16 protein-coding genes, 1 pseudogene and 1 riboswitch are annotated in these 13,436 nt (G+C 59.7%); of the genes and pseudogenes, 8 read left to right on the top strand and 9 right to left on the bottom strand.

Annotated elements, in window-relative coordinates; genetic code table 11:
* Together EIY72_RS17855 and EIY72_RS17850 are read left to right on the top strand one after the other, a co-directional pair.
* Nucleotides 1–999: a class I SAM-dependent methyltransferase gene (locus tag EIY72_RS17855; protein ID WP_093213819.1), complete on the top strand. Its 999-nt coding sequence runs from the start codon at nucleotides 1–3 to the stop codon at nucleotides 997–999.
* Between the two features lie 50 nt (nucleotides 1,000–1,049).
* Nucleotides 1,050–1,175, top strand: a riboswitch (yybP-ykoY riboswitch).
* A gap of 89 nt (nucleotides 1,176–1,264) precedes the next feature.
* Nucleotides 1,265–1,849 (top strand): TMEM165/GDT1 family protein, encoded by a 585-nt coding sequence (locus tag EIY72_RS17850; RefSeq protein ID WP_077044959.1) that lies wholly within the window; start codon nucleotides 1,265–1,267, stop codon nucleotides 1,847–1,849.
* 75 nt (nucleotides 1,850–1,924) lie between these two features.
* Here the strand turns inward: EIY72_RS17850 and EIY72_RS17845 are convergent, their stop codons facing one another.
* Nucleotides 1,925–2,740: a M48 family metallopeptidase gene (locus EIY72_RS17845; RefSeq protein WP_093213815.1), complete on the bottom strand. Its 816-nt coding sequence runs from the start codon at nucleotides 2,738–2,740 to the stop codon at nucleotides 1,925–1,927.
* A gap of 63 nt (nucleotides 2,741–2,803) precedes the next feature.
* Here EIY72_RS17845 and EIY72_RS30375 point away from each other — a divergent pair.
* A pseudogene (locus EIY72_RS30375) lies at nucleotides 2,804–4,300 on the top strand (methyl-accepting chemotaxis protein); the annotation flags it as partial.
* A 12-nt stretch (nucleotides 4,301–4,312) separates the two neighbouring features.
* Complete coding sequence (locus EIY72_RS30370; protein WP_371315381.1) at nucleotides 4,313–5,155, top strand: methyl-accepting chemotaxis protein; 843 nt, start codon at nucleotides 4,313–4,315, stop codon at nucleotides 5,153–5,155.
* A 22-nt stretch (nucleotides 5,156–5,177) separates the two neighbouring features.
* On the opposite strand, the gene EIY72_RS17835 is transcribed toward EIY72_RS30370, so the two are convergent.
* The 3 genes from EIY72_RS17835 to EIY72_RS17825 are packed head-to-tail and all read right to left on the bottom strand — an operon-like array spanning nucleotide 5,178 to nucleotide 6,289.
* Nucleotides 5,178–5,801, bottom strand: coding sequence for an SOS response-associated peptidase (locus tag EIY72_RS17835; RefSeq protein WP_093213807.1), 624 nt, complete (start codon nucleotides 5,799–5,801; stop codon nucleotides 5,178–5,180).
* Between the two features lie 35 nt (nucleotides 5,802–5,836).
* Nucleotides 5,837–6,097 (bottom strand): putative signal transducing protein, encoded by a 261-nt coding sequence (locus EIY72_RS17830; RefSeq protein ID WP_093213803.1) that lies wholly within the window; start codon nucleotides 6,095–6,097, stop codon nucleotides 5,837–5,839.
* 9 nt (nucleotides 6,098–6,106) lie between these two features.
* Complete coding sequence (locus EIY72_RS17825) at nucleotides 6,107–6,289, bottom strand: CPXCG motif-containing cysteine-rich protein (protein WP_093213798.1); 183 nt, start codon at nucleotides 6,287–6,289, stop codon at nucleotides 6,107–6,109.
* 139 nt (nucleotides 6,290–6,428) lie between these two features.
* Here EIY72_RS17825 and EIY72_RS17820 point away from each other — a divergent pair, with 139 nt between their 5' ends.
* On the top strand, nucleotides 6,429–7,595 hold the full coding sequence (locus EIY72_RS17820) for a 1-acyl-sn-glycerol-3-phosphate acyltransferase (protein WP_093213793.1): 1,167 nt from the start codon (nucleotides 6,429–6,431) through the stop codon (nucleotides 7,593–7,595).
* Between the two features lie 60 nt (nucleotides 7,596–7,655).
* Here EIY72_RS17820 and EIY72_RS17815 read toward each other — a convergent pair whose 3' ends face one another.
* Entirely contained in the window at nucleotides 7,656–7,931 is a 276-nt protein-coding gene (locus tag EIY72_RS17815; RefSeq protein WP_093213788.1) for a hypothetical protein, read from the bottom strand.
* A 192-nt stretch (nucleotides 7,932–8,123) separates the two neighbouring features.
* Between EIY72_RS17815 and EIY72_RS17810 the strand changes: the two genes are divergently transcribed.
* Nucleotides 8,124–8,330: a hypothetical protein gene (locus EIY72_RS17810; protein WP_093230283.1), complete on the top strand. Its 207-nt coding sequence runs from the start codon at nucleotides 8,124–8,126 to the stop codon at nucleotides 8,328–8,330.
* 121 nt (nucleotides 8,331–8,451) lie between these two features.
* Here EIY72_RS17810 and EIY72_RS17805 read toward each other — a convergent pair whose 3' ends face one another.
* Nucleotides 8,452–9,036, bottom strand: coding sequence for a YajG family lipoprotein (locus EIY72_RS17805; RefSeq protein ID WP_093213783.1), 585 nt, complete (start codon nucleotides 9,034–9,036; stop codon nucleotides 8,452–8,454).
* A 205-nt stretch (nucleotides 9,037–9,241) separates the two neighbouring features.
* Here EIY72_RS17805 and EIY72_RS17800 point away from each other — a divergent pair, with 205 nt between their 5' ends.
* Together EIY72_RS17800 and mqo are read left to right on the top strand one after the other, a co-directional pair.
* Entirely contained in the window at nucleotides 9,242–9,481 is a 240-nt protein-coding gene (locus EIY72_RS17800) for a hypothetical protein (RefSeq protein ID WP_093213778.1), read from the top strand.
* Nucleotides 9,482–10,216: 735 nt separating this feature from the next.
* Nucleotides 10,217–11,725, top strand: coding sequence for a malate dehydrogenase (quinone) (gene mqo, locus EIY72_RS17795; RefSeq protein ID WP_093213773.1), 1,509 nt, complete (start codon nucleotides 10,217–10,219; stop codon nucleotides 11,723–11,725).
* Between the two features lie 201 nt (nucleotides 11,726–11,926).
* Here the strand turns inward: mqo and EIY72_RS17790 are convergent, their stop codons facing one another.
* The 3 genes from EIY72_RS17790 to EIY72_RS17780 form a co-directional block, all read right to left on the bottom strand.
* Entirely contained in the window at nucleotides 11,927–12,214 is a 288-nt protein-coding gene (locus EIY72_RS17790) for a PA4642 family protein (protein WP_093213768.1), read from the bottom strand.
* A 63-nt stretch (nucleotides 12,215–12,277) separates the two neighbouring features.
* Nucleotides 12,278–12,757, bottom strand: a complete 480-nt coding sequence (locus EIY72_RS17785; protein WP_093213763.1) for a hypothetical protein — start codon at nucleotides 12,755–12,757, stop codon at nucleotides 12,278–12,280.
* Between the two features lie 119 nt (nucleotides 12,758–12,876).
* Nucleotides 12,877–13,434: a hypoxanthine-guanine phosphoribosyltransferase gene (locus EIY72_RS17780; protein ID WP_093213758.1), complete on the bottom strand. Its 558-nt coding sequence runs from the start codon at nucleotides 13,432–13,434 to the stop codon at nucleotides 12,877–12,879.
* Nucleotides 13,435–13,436 lie beyond the last annotated feature (2 nt).

Below are 13,436 nucleotides of genomic sequence, written 5' to 3'. Positions count from 1 at the left end.
ATGGATCCGCGCAGTGAAGTACTGCTTCGTCAGGCCGAGTTATTCCAGGGCTCGGTGCTGCTGGCCGGTTTGCCCGCCGACGATCTGTTGGGGCGCCTGCCCGACGCCCACGGCTGGTGCTGGCATGCCGGTGATCAGGCGGCATTGGATGCGCGCTTCGCCGGGCGCAGCCATTTTGGCGTGAATGCACCCGAGCGCGAATTCGACAGCGCCGTGGTGTTCCTGCCCAAGTCCAAGGACCTGACCGACTACATCCTCAACGCCCTCGCCTCGCGGCTGGCTGGTCGCGAACTCTATCTGGTCGGCGAGAAGAAAAGCGGCGTCGAAGGCGCCGCCAAGCAACTCAACCCGTTCGGCAAACCGCGCAAGCTCGACAGCGCGCGCCATTGCCAGCTCTGGCTGGTGACGGTGGCCAATGCGCCAGAGGCCAAACCGCTGGAAAGCCTGGCCCAGACCTACGAGTTGCCCTTGGCCGAGGGGCCGTTGAAAGTCATCAGCCTGCCCGGTGTGTTCAGCCATGGTCGGCTGGATAAGGGCAGCGCGCTGTTGCTCGAACACCTGGACAAACTACCTGGCGGTCACTTGCTCGACTTCGGCTGCGGCGCCGGTGTGTTGGGTGCGGCGGTAAAGCGTCGTTACCCGCACAATCAGGTGACGATGCTCGACGTGGATGCATTTGCCGCCGCCAGCAGTCGCCTGACCCTGGCAGCCAATGGTCTGGAAGCGGAGGTGATTACCGGTGACGGCATCGATGCGGCACCGATGGGGTTGAGCGCCATTTTGAGCAACCCGCCGTTCCATGTCGGGGTGCATACCAATTATTTCGCGACGGAAAATTTGCTGCGAAAAGCAGCCAAACATCTGAAAAATGGTGGCGAACTTCGGCTTGTTGCCAACAGCTTCCTGAAGTACCAGCCCCTGATCGAAGAGCACCTGGGCGTCTGTGCGATCAAGGCCGAAGGACAGGGTTTCAGGATCTACCGGGCCAAACGCAGTTAACAACTTTTTGAAAAAGAAGGCTTGCCGAATGGATTTTGCGAAGGCAGAATCCGCTCCGTCCTAGGGGAGTAGTCTCCCACGAGCACCATGCTCGTCCGGCATACGTCAACATACTTGGTCCTCAGACCATGGCGTGTGCGACCCAAGCGTCCGCATCAGACGGATCGCCAGGGTTTGACAAGACCTATGACACGCACACCTTACCCGGGGCGGGAAGGCTGTACGTGTCATAGCCGTGTCGACCCGCCCCTTAGGAAAACCCCTGATGCTGGATTCACTTCTCGTTCCTACCGCAATCGTTGCCTTGGCCGAAATCGGCGACAAGACGCAACTGCTCGCGCTCATTCTCGCCGCCCGCTTCCGCAAGCCCTGGCCGATCATTGCCGGTATCGTCGCCGCGACCCTGGCCAACCACGCCGCAGCCGGTGCAGTCGGCGCCTGGGTGGGCAGTTTCTTCTCGGATACGTTACTGCACTGGATCCTCGCGGCGAGCTTCACCGCCACCGCACTGTGGACCCTGGTGCCGGACAAGATGGACGACGACGAAGCCAGCACCGCACGCAAGTTCGGACCGTTCCTGACCACCCTGATCGCCTTCTTCCTGGCGGAAATCGGCGACAAGACACAGATCGCCACGGTGATGCTCGCCGCGCAATATCCGGAGTTGTGGCTGGTCATCATCGGCACCACCCTCGGCATGCTGATTGCCAACGTGCCAGTGGTTTTGGCGGGTAATTTTGCCGCCGACAAACTGCCACTGACCCTGATCCGTCGCCTGGCTGCCTCGGCGTTCTTCATCCTGGCGATTGTGGCCGTGTACAAGGCGATGCAGAGCAGTGGGTGGGTTTGAAGCAGCAGCAAGCTACAAGTGATAAGCCGCAAGTTGGAAGCGCAGCGGATCTGCTTCCAACTTGCAGCTAGCAGCTTACTTCTTGGCGCTGTTGTAAAGCGGCATGACCTTCGGAATCGCCGCCTGCAACGCTGCAATACGACTGGACGATGCCGGGTGAGTGCTCATGAACTCCGGTGGCGCGCCTTCGGAGGCCTTGCTCATTTTGTTCCACAGGGTGATCGCGGCATTCGGGTTGTAACCGGCGCGCGCGGCCAGCTCCAGGCCAATCAGGTCGGCCTCGTTTTCATTGGCGCGACTGTTGGGCAAGGTCATGCCGTAGTTGGCCACGGTGTCGGCCAGCGCCAGGCTGTCCTGACCCAGACCGAGCAAGGCACCCGCGCCCTGCTTGGCCATTTCGATGCCATAAGCCTTGGACATCGCTTCACGACCATGCTCACGCAGGGCGTGGGCGATTTCATGGCCCATCACCGCAGCAATCTCATCGTCGGTCAGTTGCAGGCTGTCGATCAGCCCGGTGTAAAAGATGATCTTGCCCCCAGGGCCACAGTTGGCGTTGAGTTCATCGCTCTTGATCAAATTGACTTCCCACTTCCACTGGGCCGCGTCCGGACGGAACACCGGCGCCTGGGCAATCAGGCGATCGGCAATCGCCTGGATGCGTTTGGCGTCATTGCTGGTCTTGTCCAGCACGCCCTTGGTTGAGGCTTCGCCGACAGTCTTCTGATACGACTGCGCGTACATCTGGTCGACTTCCTGCGAGGACAGCATGCTGAACATGTACTGCTTGCGCTCAACGCCCACGGCACCGGCATTGGTGGTGTTGACCGATTGACAACCGGCGAGCAGCAGAGCTGCGCTCAATGCGCCGATAACCAGAATCTTGCTCATCAAAAAACTCCCTGAATACATGCCGCGTATCCTAGGCGTGGAAATGTATCGACGCCAGATACAATGGACGTAAGACGCGAAATTCCAGAAAAGCTCTCGTCATTGCAGGAAAAAATTCACACTCGCCGACAGACTGCAGCCGATCGCGCCGCGCGCCGATTTATTTGCGACATCCGGCAGTTGAAACGCCGTCATTTTACCACCCCACGCTCATGCCCACCGGGCACCCTGCCGATACACCTCCGCAGACGTCCTTTCGCCCGTGGAGCCTCCATGAAGTTCAAGTCGATCCAGTTTTCCGTGGCGGCCCTTGCCGGCGCCATCGTCCTCAGTGTTGTGGCAGCGCTGGTGGTGTACGCGCTGTTTTCGGGCGCACGGACCCAAGACATGGTCCAGCAACGGACTCAGGCACAATTCGAGCAAGTGATCGAACAACGCCTGACGTCCCTGGCGCAAACCCAGGTCAGCCAGATTCAACGAGAGCTCGAAGCGCCGTTGCTGATTGCCGGCGGACTGGTCCGGGTCAATGCCCTGATCGGCACTCCGGATGCCGATGGCAAGCCGTCGCTGAGCCTGAGCCGCGAACAGTTGATCGGTCTGATCAAGGAAAACGTGGTCAAGAACCCGAAAATCCTCGGCTCCTACATCGGCTGGGAAACCAACGCACTGGATCACAACGATGCCGCCTACGTCGGCACCAAAGTGGTCGGCATCGACGCCGCCAACGGGCGCTTTCTGCCCTGGTGGTTCCGCAATGACGACGGCACCCTCGGCCTGGACAAGCTGGTGGATGTCGACGACCAGAAAACCCTGTCCACTGGCGTACGCGCCAGCGAGTACTACCTGTGCTCGAAAGAGACCAAAAAATCCTGCGTGATCGACCCCGCACCGTACAAGGTCGGCGACAAAGTGGTCATGCTCGCCTCCTTTATTGAACCGATCATGCTCAACGGCGCCTTCCAGGGCATCGTCGGCGCTGACCTGTCGGTGAACTTCATCCAGGAAATGCTCCTGGGCGCCAACCAGAAGCTCTACAGCGGTGCCGGAGAGATGGCGCTGATCGGCGGCAATGGCCGGATCGTCGCCTACACCAAAGACCCGAGCAAGTTCGGCGAAAAGGTCAGCGATATTCTCGACAGCAAACAGATTGCCAACATGGCCAATCTCAAACGCGGCGAGGTCACCTACACCGTGGACAAGGCGCAAGGCCGGATCGAACTGTACCTGCCCTTTGGCATCGGCCAGACCGACGCCCGCTGGACCCTGATGCTGCAATTGCCGCTGAACGCGGTGATGGCCGACCTGCAAAAACTCCAGGCCGACCTGGATAGCCAGCGCAAATCCGACACCTTCGGCATGGCCATGGTCGGCCTGCTGATTGCCGGTCTAGGTTTGCTGGTGATCTGGCTGGTCGGTCACGGCATCGCCCGTCCGCTCAAGCAGATGGTCGCCATGCTCGACGACATCGCCCAGGGCGAAGGCGACCTCACTCGTCGCCTGACCAGCGATCGCGCCGATGAACTGGGCTCGATTGCCAAAGGCTTCAACACCTTCCTGACCAAGTTGCAGGCGATGATCACCCAGGTGGTGACGTCGGTGCAGAGTGTCAGCGATTCATCGGAACACACCGCCGACATCGCCATTCGCACCAACATCGGTGTGCAGAAACAAATGGCCGAGATCGATCAGGTCGCCACCGCCGTACAGGAAATGACCGCTACGGCTCAGGACGTGGCGCGCAACGCGACCCAGGCCGCGCAAGCCGCCAGCCATGCGGATCAGGCAGCCAGCCAGGGCATGCAGGTTGTGCGTGACACCTCGAACTCGATTGGCGCCCTGGCCGTGGAAATCGGTCGCGCGGTCGGCGTGGTGCAGACCCTGGCCAAGGACAGCGAAAACATCAACGCCATCCTCACCGCTATTCGCGGCATCGCCGAGCAGACCAACCTGCTGGCCCTCAACGCAGCCATCGAGGCGGCGCGCGCGGGTGAACAGGGTCGCGGCTTTGCCGTGGTGGCCGACGAAGTGCGTAACCTGGCGCAGAAGACCCAGAAGGCCACCGAAGAAATCCAGACCATGATCCAGCAGTTGCAGCAAGGCACGCGGGATGTCGTGCGGGTCATGGAAGACAGCCAGAACCGCACGGACGAGAGCGTCCTGCATGCGTCCAAGGCCGCCGAAGCGCTGGAAACCATTACTCAGGCGGTGTCGGTGATCAATGACATGAACACCCAGATCGCCAGTGCGGCCGAGGAACAAAGTGCGGTGGCCGACGACATCAACCGCAACGTGATCAACATTGGCCAGGTGGCCAATGAAGTGGCCGGTGGCGCGGATGAATCGAGTGCGGCCAGTGCCGGCCTGACCAAATTGGCCGAACAGCAGCGGCGGTTGATCAATCAGTTCAGGGTTTGATTCAAGGGGCCCACCGAAGCACTCAACCCGGGGTCAGACACTCCGGCCCATTGAGTTTCGGATCATTGACCATATTGGCCAGCACCCGCTCGCGCAACGCAGCGGGCTCGCTGGCCAACAATGCCTGCAAGGCATGCAGCGGGGTGTCGGGATCGAGCCATGCCGCCTGCCCCGCCTCATCGAGAATCAGCGGCCGACGCTGGCTCGCCGCCGGCTGCGTAATGACGGCGGTGCTTAGCCACACCTGCTCCTGCACCGGGTACGCTTCCCAGATCGCCGCAAAAAACAACGAGGAACCCTCCCCCGGCGTCAGCCAGAACGGGCGCTTACGGGTGGTCCCGCGCCATTCGTAAAAGCCGTTGGCCGGCAGCAGGCAGCGGCGTTCGCGCAAGGCCTGGCGAAACATCGGTTGTTCGGCAACGGTTTCGGCCCGGGCGTGCGCGGGTGTGCGCGACAGATCGGTCAGCCAGGGCGGCGTCAGACCCCAACGGGCGCGGGCCAGCGTGCGCTGCCCGTCAGGCCCGGCCCGCAGCATCAACACCGAATCGTTGGGGGAAATGTTCCACTGCGCCTGCTGATCGGCAGGAAAACCGGGCAGGGCCGCGAAGGCGGGATTCCAGCGAAACAGGGCATAACGTCCACACATGGGGCAACACGGCTCTTGATCAAACGAACGCCAGCCTAACAGACCAGCGTGCCGGGGAAGCTGTCCGGTTCATCGCCAGGCAGCGGCAGCGCGGCATTGTACGCGCTGATCAGCTCGCGGGCGTATTCGGCCTGGTCGTTATCGACCGATAGGCCCAGCAAGCCAAAGATCGGCAGCTCACCACTGCCGCCGAGCAAGTCACGCCCCACCAGATGCGCCTCGATACCCTCACTGGCGAGCATGCCTTGCAGCAATTCGCCTTCCATCAGGTTTTCCGGCTCGTAGATGCGTTGCATACACGCCCCTCACTCGTTTTCACTGAACACTTCGAGGTGCCACTCATCTTCGTGAACCTGCAGTACAAAGGTGATCGGCCGACAGCACACCTGACAATCCTCGATATAGGTCTGATCGCCCCCGGACAGGTCCAGCGTCGTCTCGACTTCTTCACCACAATACGGACATTCATACTGCGCGTTTTCCAGCATCGCGGTCTCCCAAGTGACTTGTGCGTATAATCGCCGGTCTATTTGCAGGGCTATTTTTGTCTGGCTACTTTTTCAGACCGTGCCCCGCCGGTTTTCGATCAAAACCTTTACTTACCCTAGCCGTTTCTAACAAGAGAGCATGATGGGCGAATTCGATGCCATCCGACCTTACGACGACAGCGAAGTCCCGGCAGTACTGGACAGGCTGCTCGGCGACAAGGCGTTTCTAGATATCCTCACCCACTTCCGCTTCCCGCGCTTTGCCGGTGCGCTCGGCTGGATGCTCAAACCTCTTATAGCTCATCGACTGCGCCGCGAGTTCGCCGGCGTCACTTCGGTTGCGACCTTGCAGGACAAGGTCGAGGTCTATGTCGACCACACCATCGAGCGGGCCACCGACGGCGTGACCTATACCGGCGTCGAACAATTCAAGTCAGGCAGCGCCTACCTGTTCATCGCCAACCACCGCGACATCGTGATGGACCCGGCTTTCGTCAACTATGCCGTGTACCACGCCGGCCTGCCGACGCCACGCATTGCCATCGGCGACAACCTGCTACAGAAGCCTTTCGTCAGCGACCTGATGCGCTTGAACAAGAGCTTCATCGTGCACCGTTCGATCAGCGGTCGTCGGGAAAAGATGGCGGCCTACCAGTTGCTGTCGGCCTACATCAACCATTCGATCCGCAACGATTGCGCGTCGATCTGGATTGCCCAGGCTGAAGGCCGGGCCAAGGACGGTGACGACCGTACCGAGTCGGCGATCCTCAAGATGTTCCACATGAGCCGCAAGGACGAGCCGTTCGGCGAAGTGATTCGCTCGCTGAACCTCACGCCGGTGTCGATCAGCTACGAATACGACCCGTGCGACCAGGCCAAGGCCCGTGAGCTGTACATCCGCGCCACCACCGGCAGCTACACCAAGGCTCCGGGGGAGGACGACGTGAGCATCGCCAAGGGCATTACCGGCTATAAGGGCCGGGTGCACGTGAACTTTGCCGCGCCGATCACCGAGCTGTTCGAAGACACCAAGCAATTGGCGATCGAAATGGACAAACAGATCCTCGGCGGGTATCGCCTGTTCCCGGTGCACTACCTGGCTTATGCCCAGTGGAAAGATGCAGACGCACAGTTGCAGGTGCCGCAAGCGGCCGAGCTGTTCCCCGCCGAAGAGTTGGCCAAGGCCCAGGAAGAATGGCAGCGACGCCTCGATGCCTGTCCAGCCGAGCACCGCCCGTTCCTGGTGCTGCAATACGCCACGCCAGTGCGCAATCAGTACCGGGTGAAGGCCGGGTTGCCGCTTTAAGGGCGTTCAACCCAACGAAAAACGGCGCCCTGGGGCGCCGTTTTTTTTATGACTGAAATTCTAGACTTGCGTGCTGATCCACGACACCAGCAATGCCATGCCCAGGCAGGCAAAGCCGAAAATGTAGAAAAAACGGTTCATCCGCGAAGTCGCCCAATCCAGCGTGAGTTCTTCACTCGAACTGTTCTGGCGTTGAGCCTGAAGCGCCATGGCACGCAGCTCACGACGACGCGTGGCGTGCAGCAACCAGCCACCCGGGAAGGCAAAGAGCAAAGCCAGCAGATTGATCAATTTGGCGGGGTGGGCGGTAAACAGCGTCATCAGATGCAGCGACATCACAAACCTCAGGAAAACGGGTGTGGCAATTACCGAACCGGCAGGTGCGGCGCGGATTCTACCGAAAGCACCCGGACCTGCCCTCCCCTTTGCGACAAATTACCCGTCAATTGACCAATGGCTGTCCTGAGTCACGGCTTCGTCATCTGCATCGGCCACCATGCGCGCCTCGAAACCGACACGGACCACGTCATGCTCCACGCCGAAAACCAGGATCGCCTCTACCTCATCGCCCATAACGACGAACAGCAAGCCCTCGTCGGCAGCCTCGCCTTCAATGTCCAGGACCGTCACTGGCTGGTGTATTGCGCACTGGGCGGGCATCAACATGCCGATTTGCCGGAAACCGATCTGCTGACGGGTGTGAGCGTGCTGGATTTCTATTCAGAAGCCGCCTGACACCGCAGAGACCTTGCAGGCGCCAGCGTGCTGGCAAACCAGCTCCTCCACGTTGATTGTGCGGCCATGAAAAAGCCCGGGGCCATCGCTGGCACCGGGCTTTTTCACATCTGGAGACGCGTTATTCGCCGAGGATCTGACCCACGGTCGGGTCCTTGAACAGGCGAGTCAGGGCATCGCTCAACACATCGCTGACCAGCTTGGTGTTGGTCTCCTGGTTCGGCGCCATACCGAAGCGCTGATCCAGGGAAGCGCCATAACGACCGCTGTAGCGGCGGTTGGCGTTCTGCACATCAGAGCGGAAGGTCGCGCCGATGGTGGCTTCGGTCACGTACAGGCCTTCTTTTGGCGACTGATACTTCAACTCCGCCAGGGTCACGGTCAGTTGCGGCGCATTCATGGCGTTGTTGGTCGGGGTGAAGCCCAACAGTCGCACTGCCGCTTCAGCCTGAGCCTGCAACTTCGGCAGGATCTGCGCGCCCTGCACGGTGATTGCGCTGGTCTCCGGGTACAGGCCACCACGGGTGCCCAGGGTTGGCGATGGACGACCGTCCACTACACGTACAACAACAGGCTGGCCATGGCCGACCGGCGCCAACTGGGTCGTCAGCTTGGGCTCCGGGTTCAGTTGTTGCGGGCTGTGGGCGCAGCCGACAAGGGTCAAACTGGTCACAGTGATCAAACCGAACAACAGGCGTTGCAACATGCTTTTCTCTCCAGAATCAGGCACAAACAGGCCGGCAGTATAGCGGTGCGCCAGTGCGGGGAACCAGCGCCTCACAGTGTTTGATGAATAATCTGACAAACCCTGTGAAACGCGGTTCCTGTCACACAGATGTCACCGCTCATACACCGGTACGTCACGGCTTGCAGCTATGCTTGAGAAAAAGTCGCCAACAAGGAGCTTCGCCATGCGCCATTTGATCTCGCTGTTCGCGCCACGCCCATTGCATCGCTGCTTCGCCTTGCTCGACCGCAACGGCCACTGCCAGGCATTCAAACAGTGCAGCCTGCAACCCATGGGTGATGGCTGGGTGGAAATCGAGGAAATCCGCCTGAACTGGCTCAATCAACCGTTGCCAGCCAGTGCTCGCGTCAGTTCGCAGCACAAACAGCCCCGTTCACGGGCGCAGCAACTGCTGACCACCTGACCGAACGCCTAATAAAAGTCATTAAACACGACCAATTCACTGCGTTTCTTAGATACAATCTCCCCCCGATTATAAGGACGTCTCCTGATCGGGCCTCGCAGCATCGCCAATACGCGAGTATTGGCACCCCGCACCGCCCACAGAGAGCCGCCCACACAGATCGAGTGAAGCTGGCGCGCTTGCTGTTCCGTTGAGCAAAACCTCCACTTTTCGCGAATCTGCAGAGCTGTCATTACGCTCGGTCACTGAGCTGTTTGCCCGTTTTGCCGTCATGCATCCCGTGTCGGCAATCATTCTGGGCACGGTGCCAGGCTGGGACAGCCCTTTTTGAGGTTCACGTCTTCAAAAGAGCGTGAAAAAAACGGGTTTTCACAACTTCACAAGAGTGTGGCGAGCAAATGAATAGTTTTGCGTCTGAACATGCACCATTAGCGTCTACAACAGCCCAACGACACAGGACCGAGTATTCCTCGAACACCGGAGCCTGAAGCCTGTCCGCTACGGATTTGGTTGCACAAACGGATGTCTCGGCCATAAGTCGAATTGCCTGACGTGTGCTGAAATGAGTTCATAGGACTCATAAGCCCGGCAGGTAGCGTCCGTCGAAGTTGCAAAAAATTGCGAAGATTCGGACATGGCGATCCTGCCATGGGTTCCTGGGGCAACACTGACACGCCCCTCACTCCTGGCAGCCATGCCGTCAATTTGGTGCTGCAGATTTTGGAGACGCGTTAAATGGCGCATAACGAAGCAGTTGATGTAGTACTGGTTGGGGCCGGCATCATGAGTGCCACCCTTGCAGTCCTGCTCAAGGAGCTCGACCCCGCGATCAAGCTGGAAGTCGTCGAGCTGATGGATTCCGGTGCCGCGGAGAGTTCCAACCCGTGGAACAACGCCGGTACCGGCCACGCTGGCCTGTGCGAGCTGAACTACACGCCGCAAGCGGCTGATGGCACCGTCGACATCAAGAAAGCCGTGCACATCAACACCCAGTTCGAGGTGTCGAAACAGTTCTGGTCCTACCTGACCCGCAAAGGCACGTTCGGCTCGTGCAAATCCTTCATCAGCCCGGTGCCTCACCTGAGTTTCGTGCAAGGCGACAGCGGCGTGTCCTTCCTCAAGGAACGCTTCAACGTGCTGAGCAAGCACCACGCCTTCGCGGACATGGAATACACCGAAGACAAGGCCAAGATGGCCGAGTGGATGCCGTTGATGATGCCGGGGCGTGATGCAGGCGAAACCCTCGCCGCCACCCGCGTGATCAATGGTACCGACGTCAACTTCGGCGCCCTGACCAACCAGTTGCTCAAGCACCTGACCAGCGCACCCGATGCCCAGGTCAAGTACTGCAAGCGTGTAACCGGCCTCAAGCGCAGCAAGGCCGGCTGGACCGTCAGCATCAAGGACGTCAACAGCGGCAATACCCGTGAAGTCGATGCCAAGTTCGTCTTCCTCGGCGCCGGCGGCGCGGCACTGCCGCTGTTGCAGGCTTCGGGCATCGAAGAAAGCAAAGGCTTCGGCGGCTTCCCGATCAGCGGCCAATGGCTGCGTTGCGACAACCCCGAAGTGGTCAAGCACCACCAGGCCAAGGTTTACAGCCAGGCTGCCGTGGGTTCGCCGCCGATGTCCGTACCGCACCTGGACACCCGTGTGGTCGAAGGCAAGAAGTCCCTGCTGTTCGGGCCTTACGCCGGCTTCACCACCAAGTTCCTCAAGCACGGCTCCTTCATGGACCTGCCGATGTCGGTTCGCGCCGGCAACATCGGGCCGATGCTGGCGGTGGCCAAAAACAACATGGACCTGACCAAGTACCTGGTCAGCGAAGTGATGCAGTCCATGGAACAGCGCCTGGAATCCCTGCGTCGCTTCTACCCTGAGGCGAAAGCCGAAGACTGGCGCCTGGAAGTGGCCGGCCAACGGGTGCAGATCATCAAGAAAGACCCGAAAAAAGGCGGCATCCTGCAATTCGGTACCGAACTGGTGGCCGCGAAGGATGGCTCCCTTGCCGCCCTGCTTGGTGCTTCGCCAGGTGCTTCGGTTACCGTATCGATCATGCTCGAGCTGATCGAGAAGTGCTTCCCGAACCAGGCCAAAGGCGAGTGGGCTGCCAAACTGGCAGAAATCTTCCCGGCTCGGGAAAAGGTTCTGGAAACCGACGCTGCGCTGTACCGCAAGATCAACGCGCAGAACAACGTTGCCCTGGAACTGGTTGAAGCCAGCAGCGAGACCGAAAGCTACGCTTGATTCGGCCTCCAATAAAAAACGCCCCGTCCTCATTGAGGGCGGGGCGTTTTTATTGGTCGGAAATCGGTATTTCCTGATCACCGACCTCTGTGGCGAGGGAGCTTGCTCCCGCTGGGCTGCGAAGCGGCCCCAAAATCTTGTGAGTGCTTCGCACTCAAGCGGGAGCAAGCTCCCTCGCCACAAATACAGGGGCGCCTGACCTCAACCGCGAGCCTTCTGGATCAGCTCGATGTAATCCGGGGCGTTGCGCTGATCCTGGATCAGGTCAACGAAGGTCTTGCCCTGTTCATCCTTGCCATCCACGTCAAAACCGGCTTCGACGAAGAAGGTCAGGAAGCGCTCGAAATCGTCGATACGCAGGCCACGGTAGGCCTTGATCAGTTTGTGCAGGGACGGAGAAGTCGCGTCGACCGGTTCGAAATCGAGGAACAACTTGATCTGCTCATCGCCGATCTCGTCACCAATCACTTGTTTCTTATCTTTACGCATTGCCGACTCCAGCTCGCAGACATTACACGGGGCCGGCAGTTTACCCCTGCGTGGGCTCAAGGCTCAACGCGCGCGCACGCTGCCGGTGTGCAAATCGGCCCAGATGTGGCCATTGGCGTAGCTGAGGAACTGCACGTAGACGGTATCGTTGCGCAGCAGATCGATGACTACCCGGTATTGCGCCAGCGGGTAGAAGAGCGTGAGGGTTTTGCTTTTGTCGTCGAAGAGCGGTTTTTTCAGGCTTTTGCTTTCGCCATCAAAACTGACCAGCACCTGATTGATCGTCGCGCCCTTGTTCAGGGACTTGCCTTTGAGGCGGATCATCAGCGGTGAAGTAACCGGAATCGGCTGTTGATTGGACTGACGTTGCGCTCCGACCACCACCGAATAGTCAGTGACCTGCATCAGTTGCTGCTGCTCCGGCTCGGCATCTCGCAGGGTCAGATCGTCCGGCGGGAGGAACTGACTGTGCATTGGCGCGGCGGCCAGCGGCAGGCTGAGGGTCAGCAACAGGGCAGCGCAGGCGCGGATAGACAGGCTCATGACAGGCTCCGGATTCGGGGCCGGGCACTCTAGCACGGGTATCGCGGATGAATCAGCACATACAAATCTACTGTGGGAGCGAGCAGGCTAGCTCCCACAGAGATCGGACTTGTCGGAAATTACATGCCTTTAACGGCAAAAATCCCGTTGGCGTTACGCCAGTAACCTTTGTAGTCCATGCCGTAACCGAAGATGTAGCGGTCAATGCACGGCAGACCGACGAAATCGGCCTTCAGGTCCGGGCGTGCCTTACGGTCGTGGTCCTTGTCGATCAACACGGCGGTGTGCACCTTGCGCGCGCCGGCGTGTTTGCAGAAATCGATGATCGCGCCCAGGGTGTGGCCTTCATCGAGAATGTCGTCAATGATCAGCACGTCACGGTCGATGAACGAGATTTCCGGCTTGGCTTTCCAGAAGAGCTCGCCGCCGCTGGTTTCGTTGCGATAGCGGGTGGCGTGCAGGTAGGACGCTTCCAGCGGGAACTGCAGGTGAGTCAGCAGTTTGCCAGAGAAAATCAGCCCACCGTTCATCACACAGAAGACCACCGGGTTGCTGTCCGCCAGTTGATCGTTGATTTGTGCACCGACGCGGGCGATGGCCGCTTCGACTTCAGCTTCGGTGTACAGGCAGTCAGCCTCTCGCATGATTTGACGGATATGCTCGAGATCAGCGGACATGG

It is taken from the genome of Pseudomonas vancouverensis, assembly GCF_004348895.1.
GTDB lineage: Bacteria > Pseudomonadota > Gammaproteobacteria > Pseudomonadales > Pseudomonadaceae > Aquipseudomonas > Aquipseudomonas vancouverensis.
The sequence above is the reverse complement of the archived record's forward strand: the minus strand, read 5'-3'. Positions and strand labels throughout refer to the sequence as shown.

What these genes read in the sequence shown, in the direction of transcription:
- EIY72_RS17855 (WP_093213819.1), top strand. Translation starts at nt 1, where the DNA reads ATGGATCCGCGCAGTGAAGTACTGCTTCGTCAGGCCGAGTTATTCCAG.
- EIY72_RS17850 (WP_077044959.1), top strand. Translation starts at nt 1,265, where the DNA reads ATGCTGGATTCACTTCTCGTTCCTACCGCAATCGTTGCCTTGGCCGAA.
- EIY72_RS17845 (WP_093213815.1), bottom strand. Translation starts at nt 2,740, where the DNA reads ATGAGCAAGATTCTGGTTATCGGCGCATTGAGCGCAGCTCTGCTGCTC.
- EIY72_RS30370 (WP_371315381.1), top strand. Translation starts at nt 4,313, where the DNA reads ATGATCACCCAGGTGGTGACGTCGGTGCAGAGTGTCAGCGATTCATCG.
- EIY72_RS17835 (WP_093213807.1), bottom strand. Translation starts at nt 5,801, where the DNA reads ATGTGTGGACGTTATGCCCTGTTTCGCTGGAATCCCGCCTTCGCGGCC.
- EIY72_RS17830 (WP_093213803.1), bottom strand. Translation starts at nt 6,097, where the DNA reads ATGCAACGCATCTACGAGCCGGAAAACCTGATGGAAGGCGAATTGCTG.
- EIY72_RS17825 (WP_093213798.1), bottom strand. Translation starts at nt 6,289, where the DNA reads ATGCTGGAAAACGCGCAGTATGAATGTCCGTATTGTGGTGAAGAAGTC.
- EIY72_RS17820 (WP_093213793.1), top strand. Translation starts at nt 6,429, where the DNA reads ATGATGGGCGAATTCGATGCCATCCGACCTTACGACGACAGCGAAGTC.
- EIY72_RS17815 (WP_093213788.1), bottom strand. Translation starts at nt 7,931, where the DNA reads ATGTCGCTGCATCTGATGACGCTGTTTACCGCCCACCCCGCCAAATTG.
- EIY72_RS17810 (WP_093230283.1), top strand. Translation starts at nt 8,124, where the DNA reads ATGCTCCACGCCGAAAACCAGGATCGCCTCTACCTCATCGCCCATAAC.
- EIY72_RS17805 (WP_093213783.1), bottom strand. Translation starts at nt 9,036, where the DNA reads ATGTTGCAACGCCTGTTGTTCGGTTTGATCACTGTGACCAGTTTGACC.
- EIY72_RS17800 (WP_093213778.1), top strand. Translation starts at nt 9,242, where the DNA reads ATGCGCCATTTGATCTCGCTGTTCGCGCCACGCCCATTGCATCGCTGC.
- mqo (WP_093213773.1), top strand. Translation starts at nt 10,217, where the DNA reads ATGGCGCATAACGAAGCAGTTGATGTAGTACTGGTTGGGGCCGGCATC.
- EIY72_RS17790 (WP_093213768.1), bottom strand. Translation starts at nt 12,214, where the DNA reads ATGCGTAAAGATAAGAAACAAGTGATTGGTGACGAGATCGGCGATGAG.
- EIY72_RS17785 (WP_093213763.1), bottom strand. Translation starts at nt 12,757, where the DNA reads ATGAGCCTGTCTATCCGCGCCTGCGCTGCCCTGTTGCTGACCCTCAGC.
- EIY72_RS17780 (WP_093213758.1), bottom strand. Translation starts at nt 13,434, where the DNA reads ATGTCCGCTGATCTCGAGCATATCCGTCAAATCATGCGAGAGGCTGAC.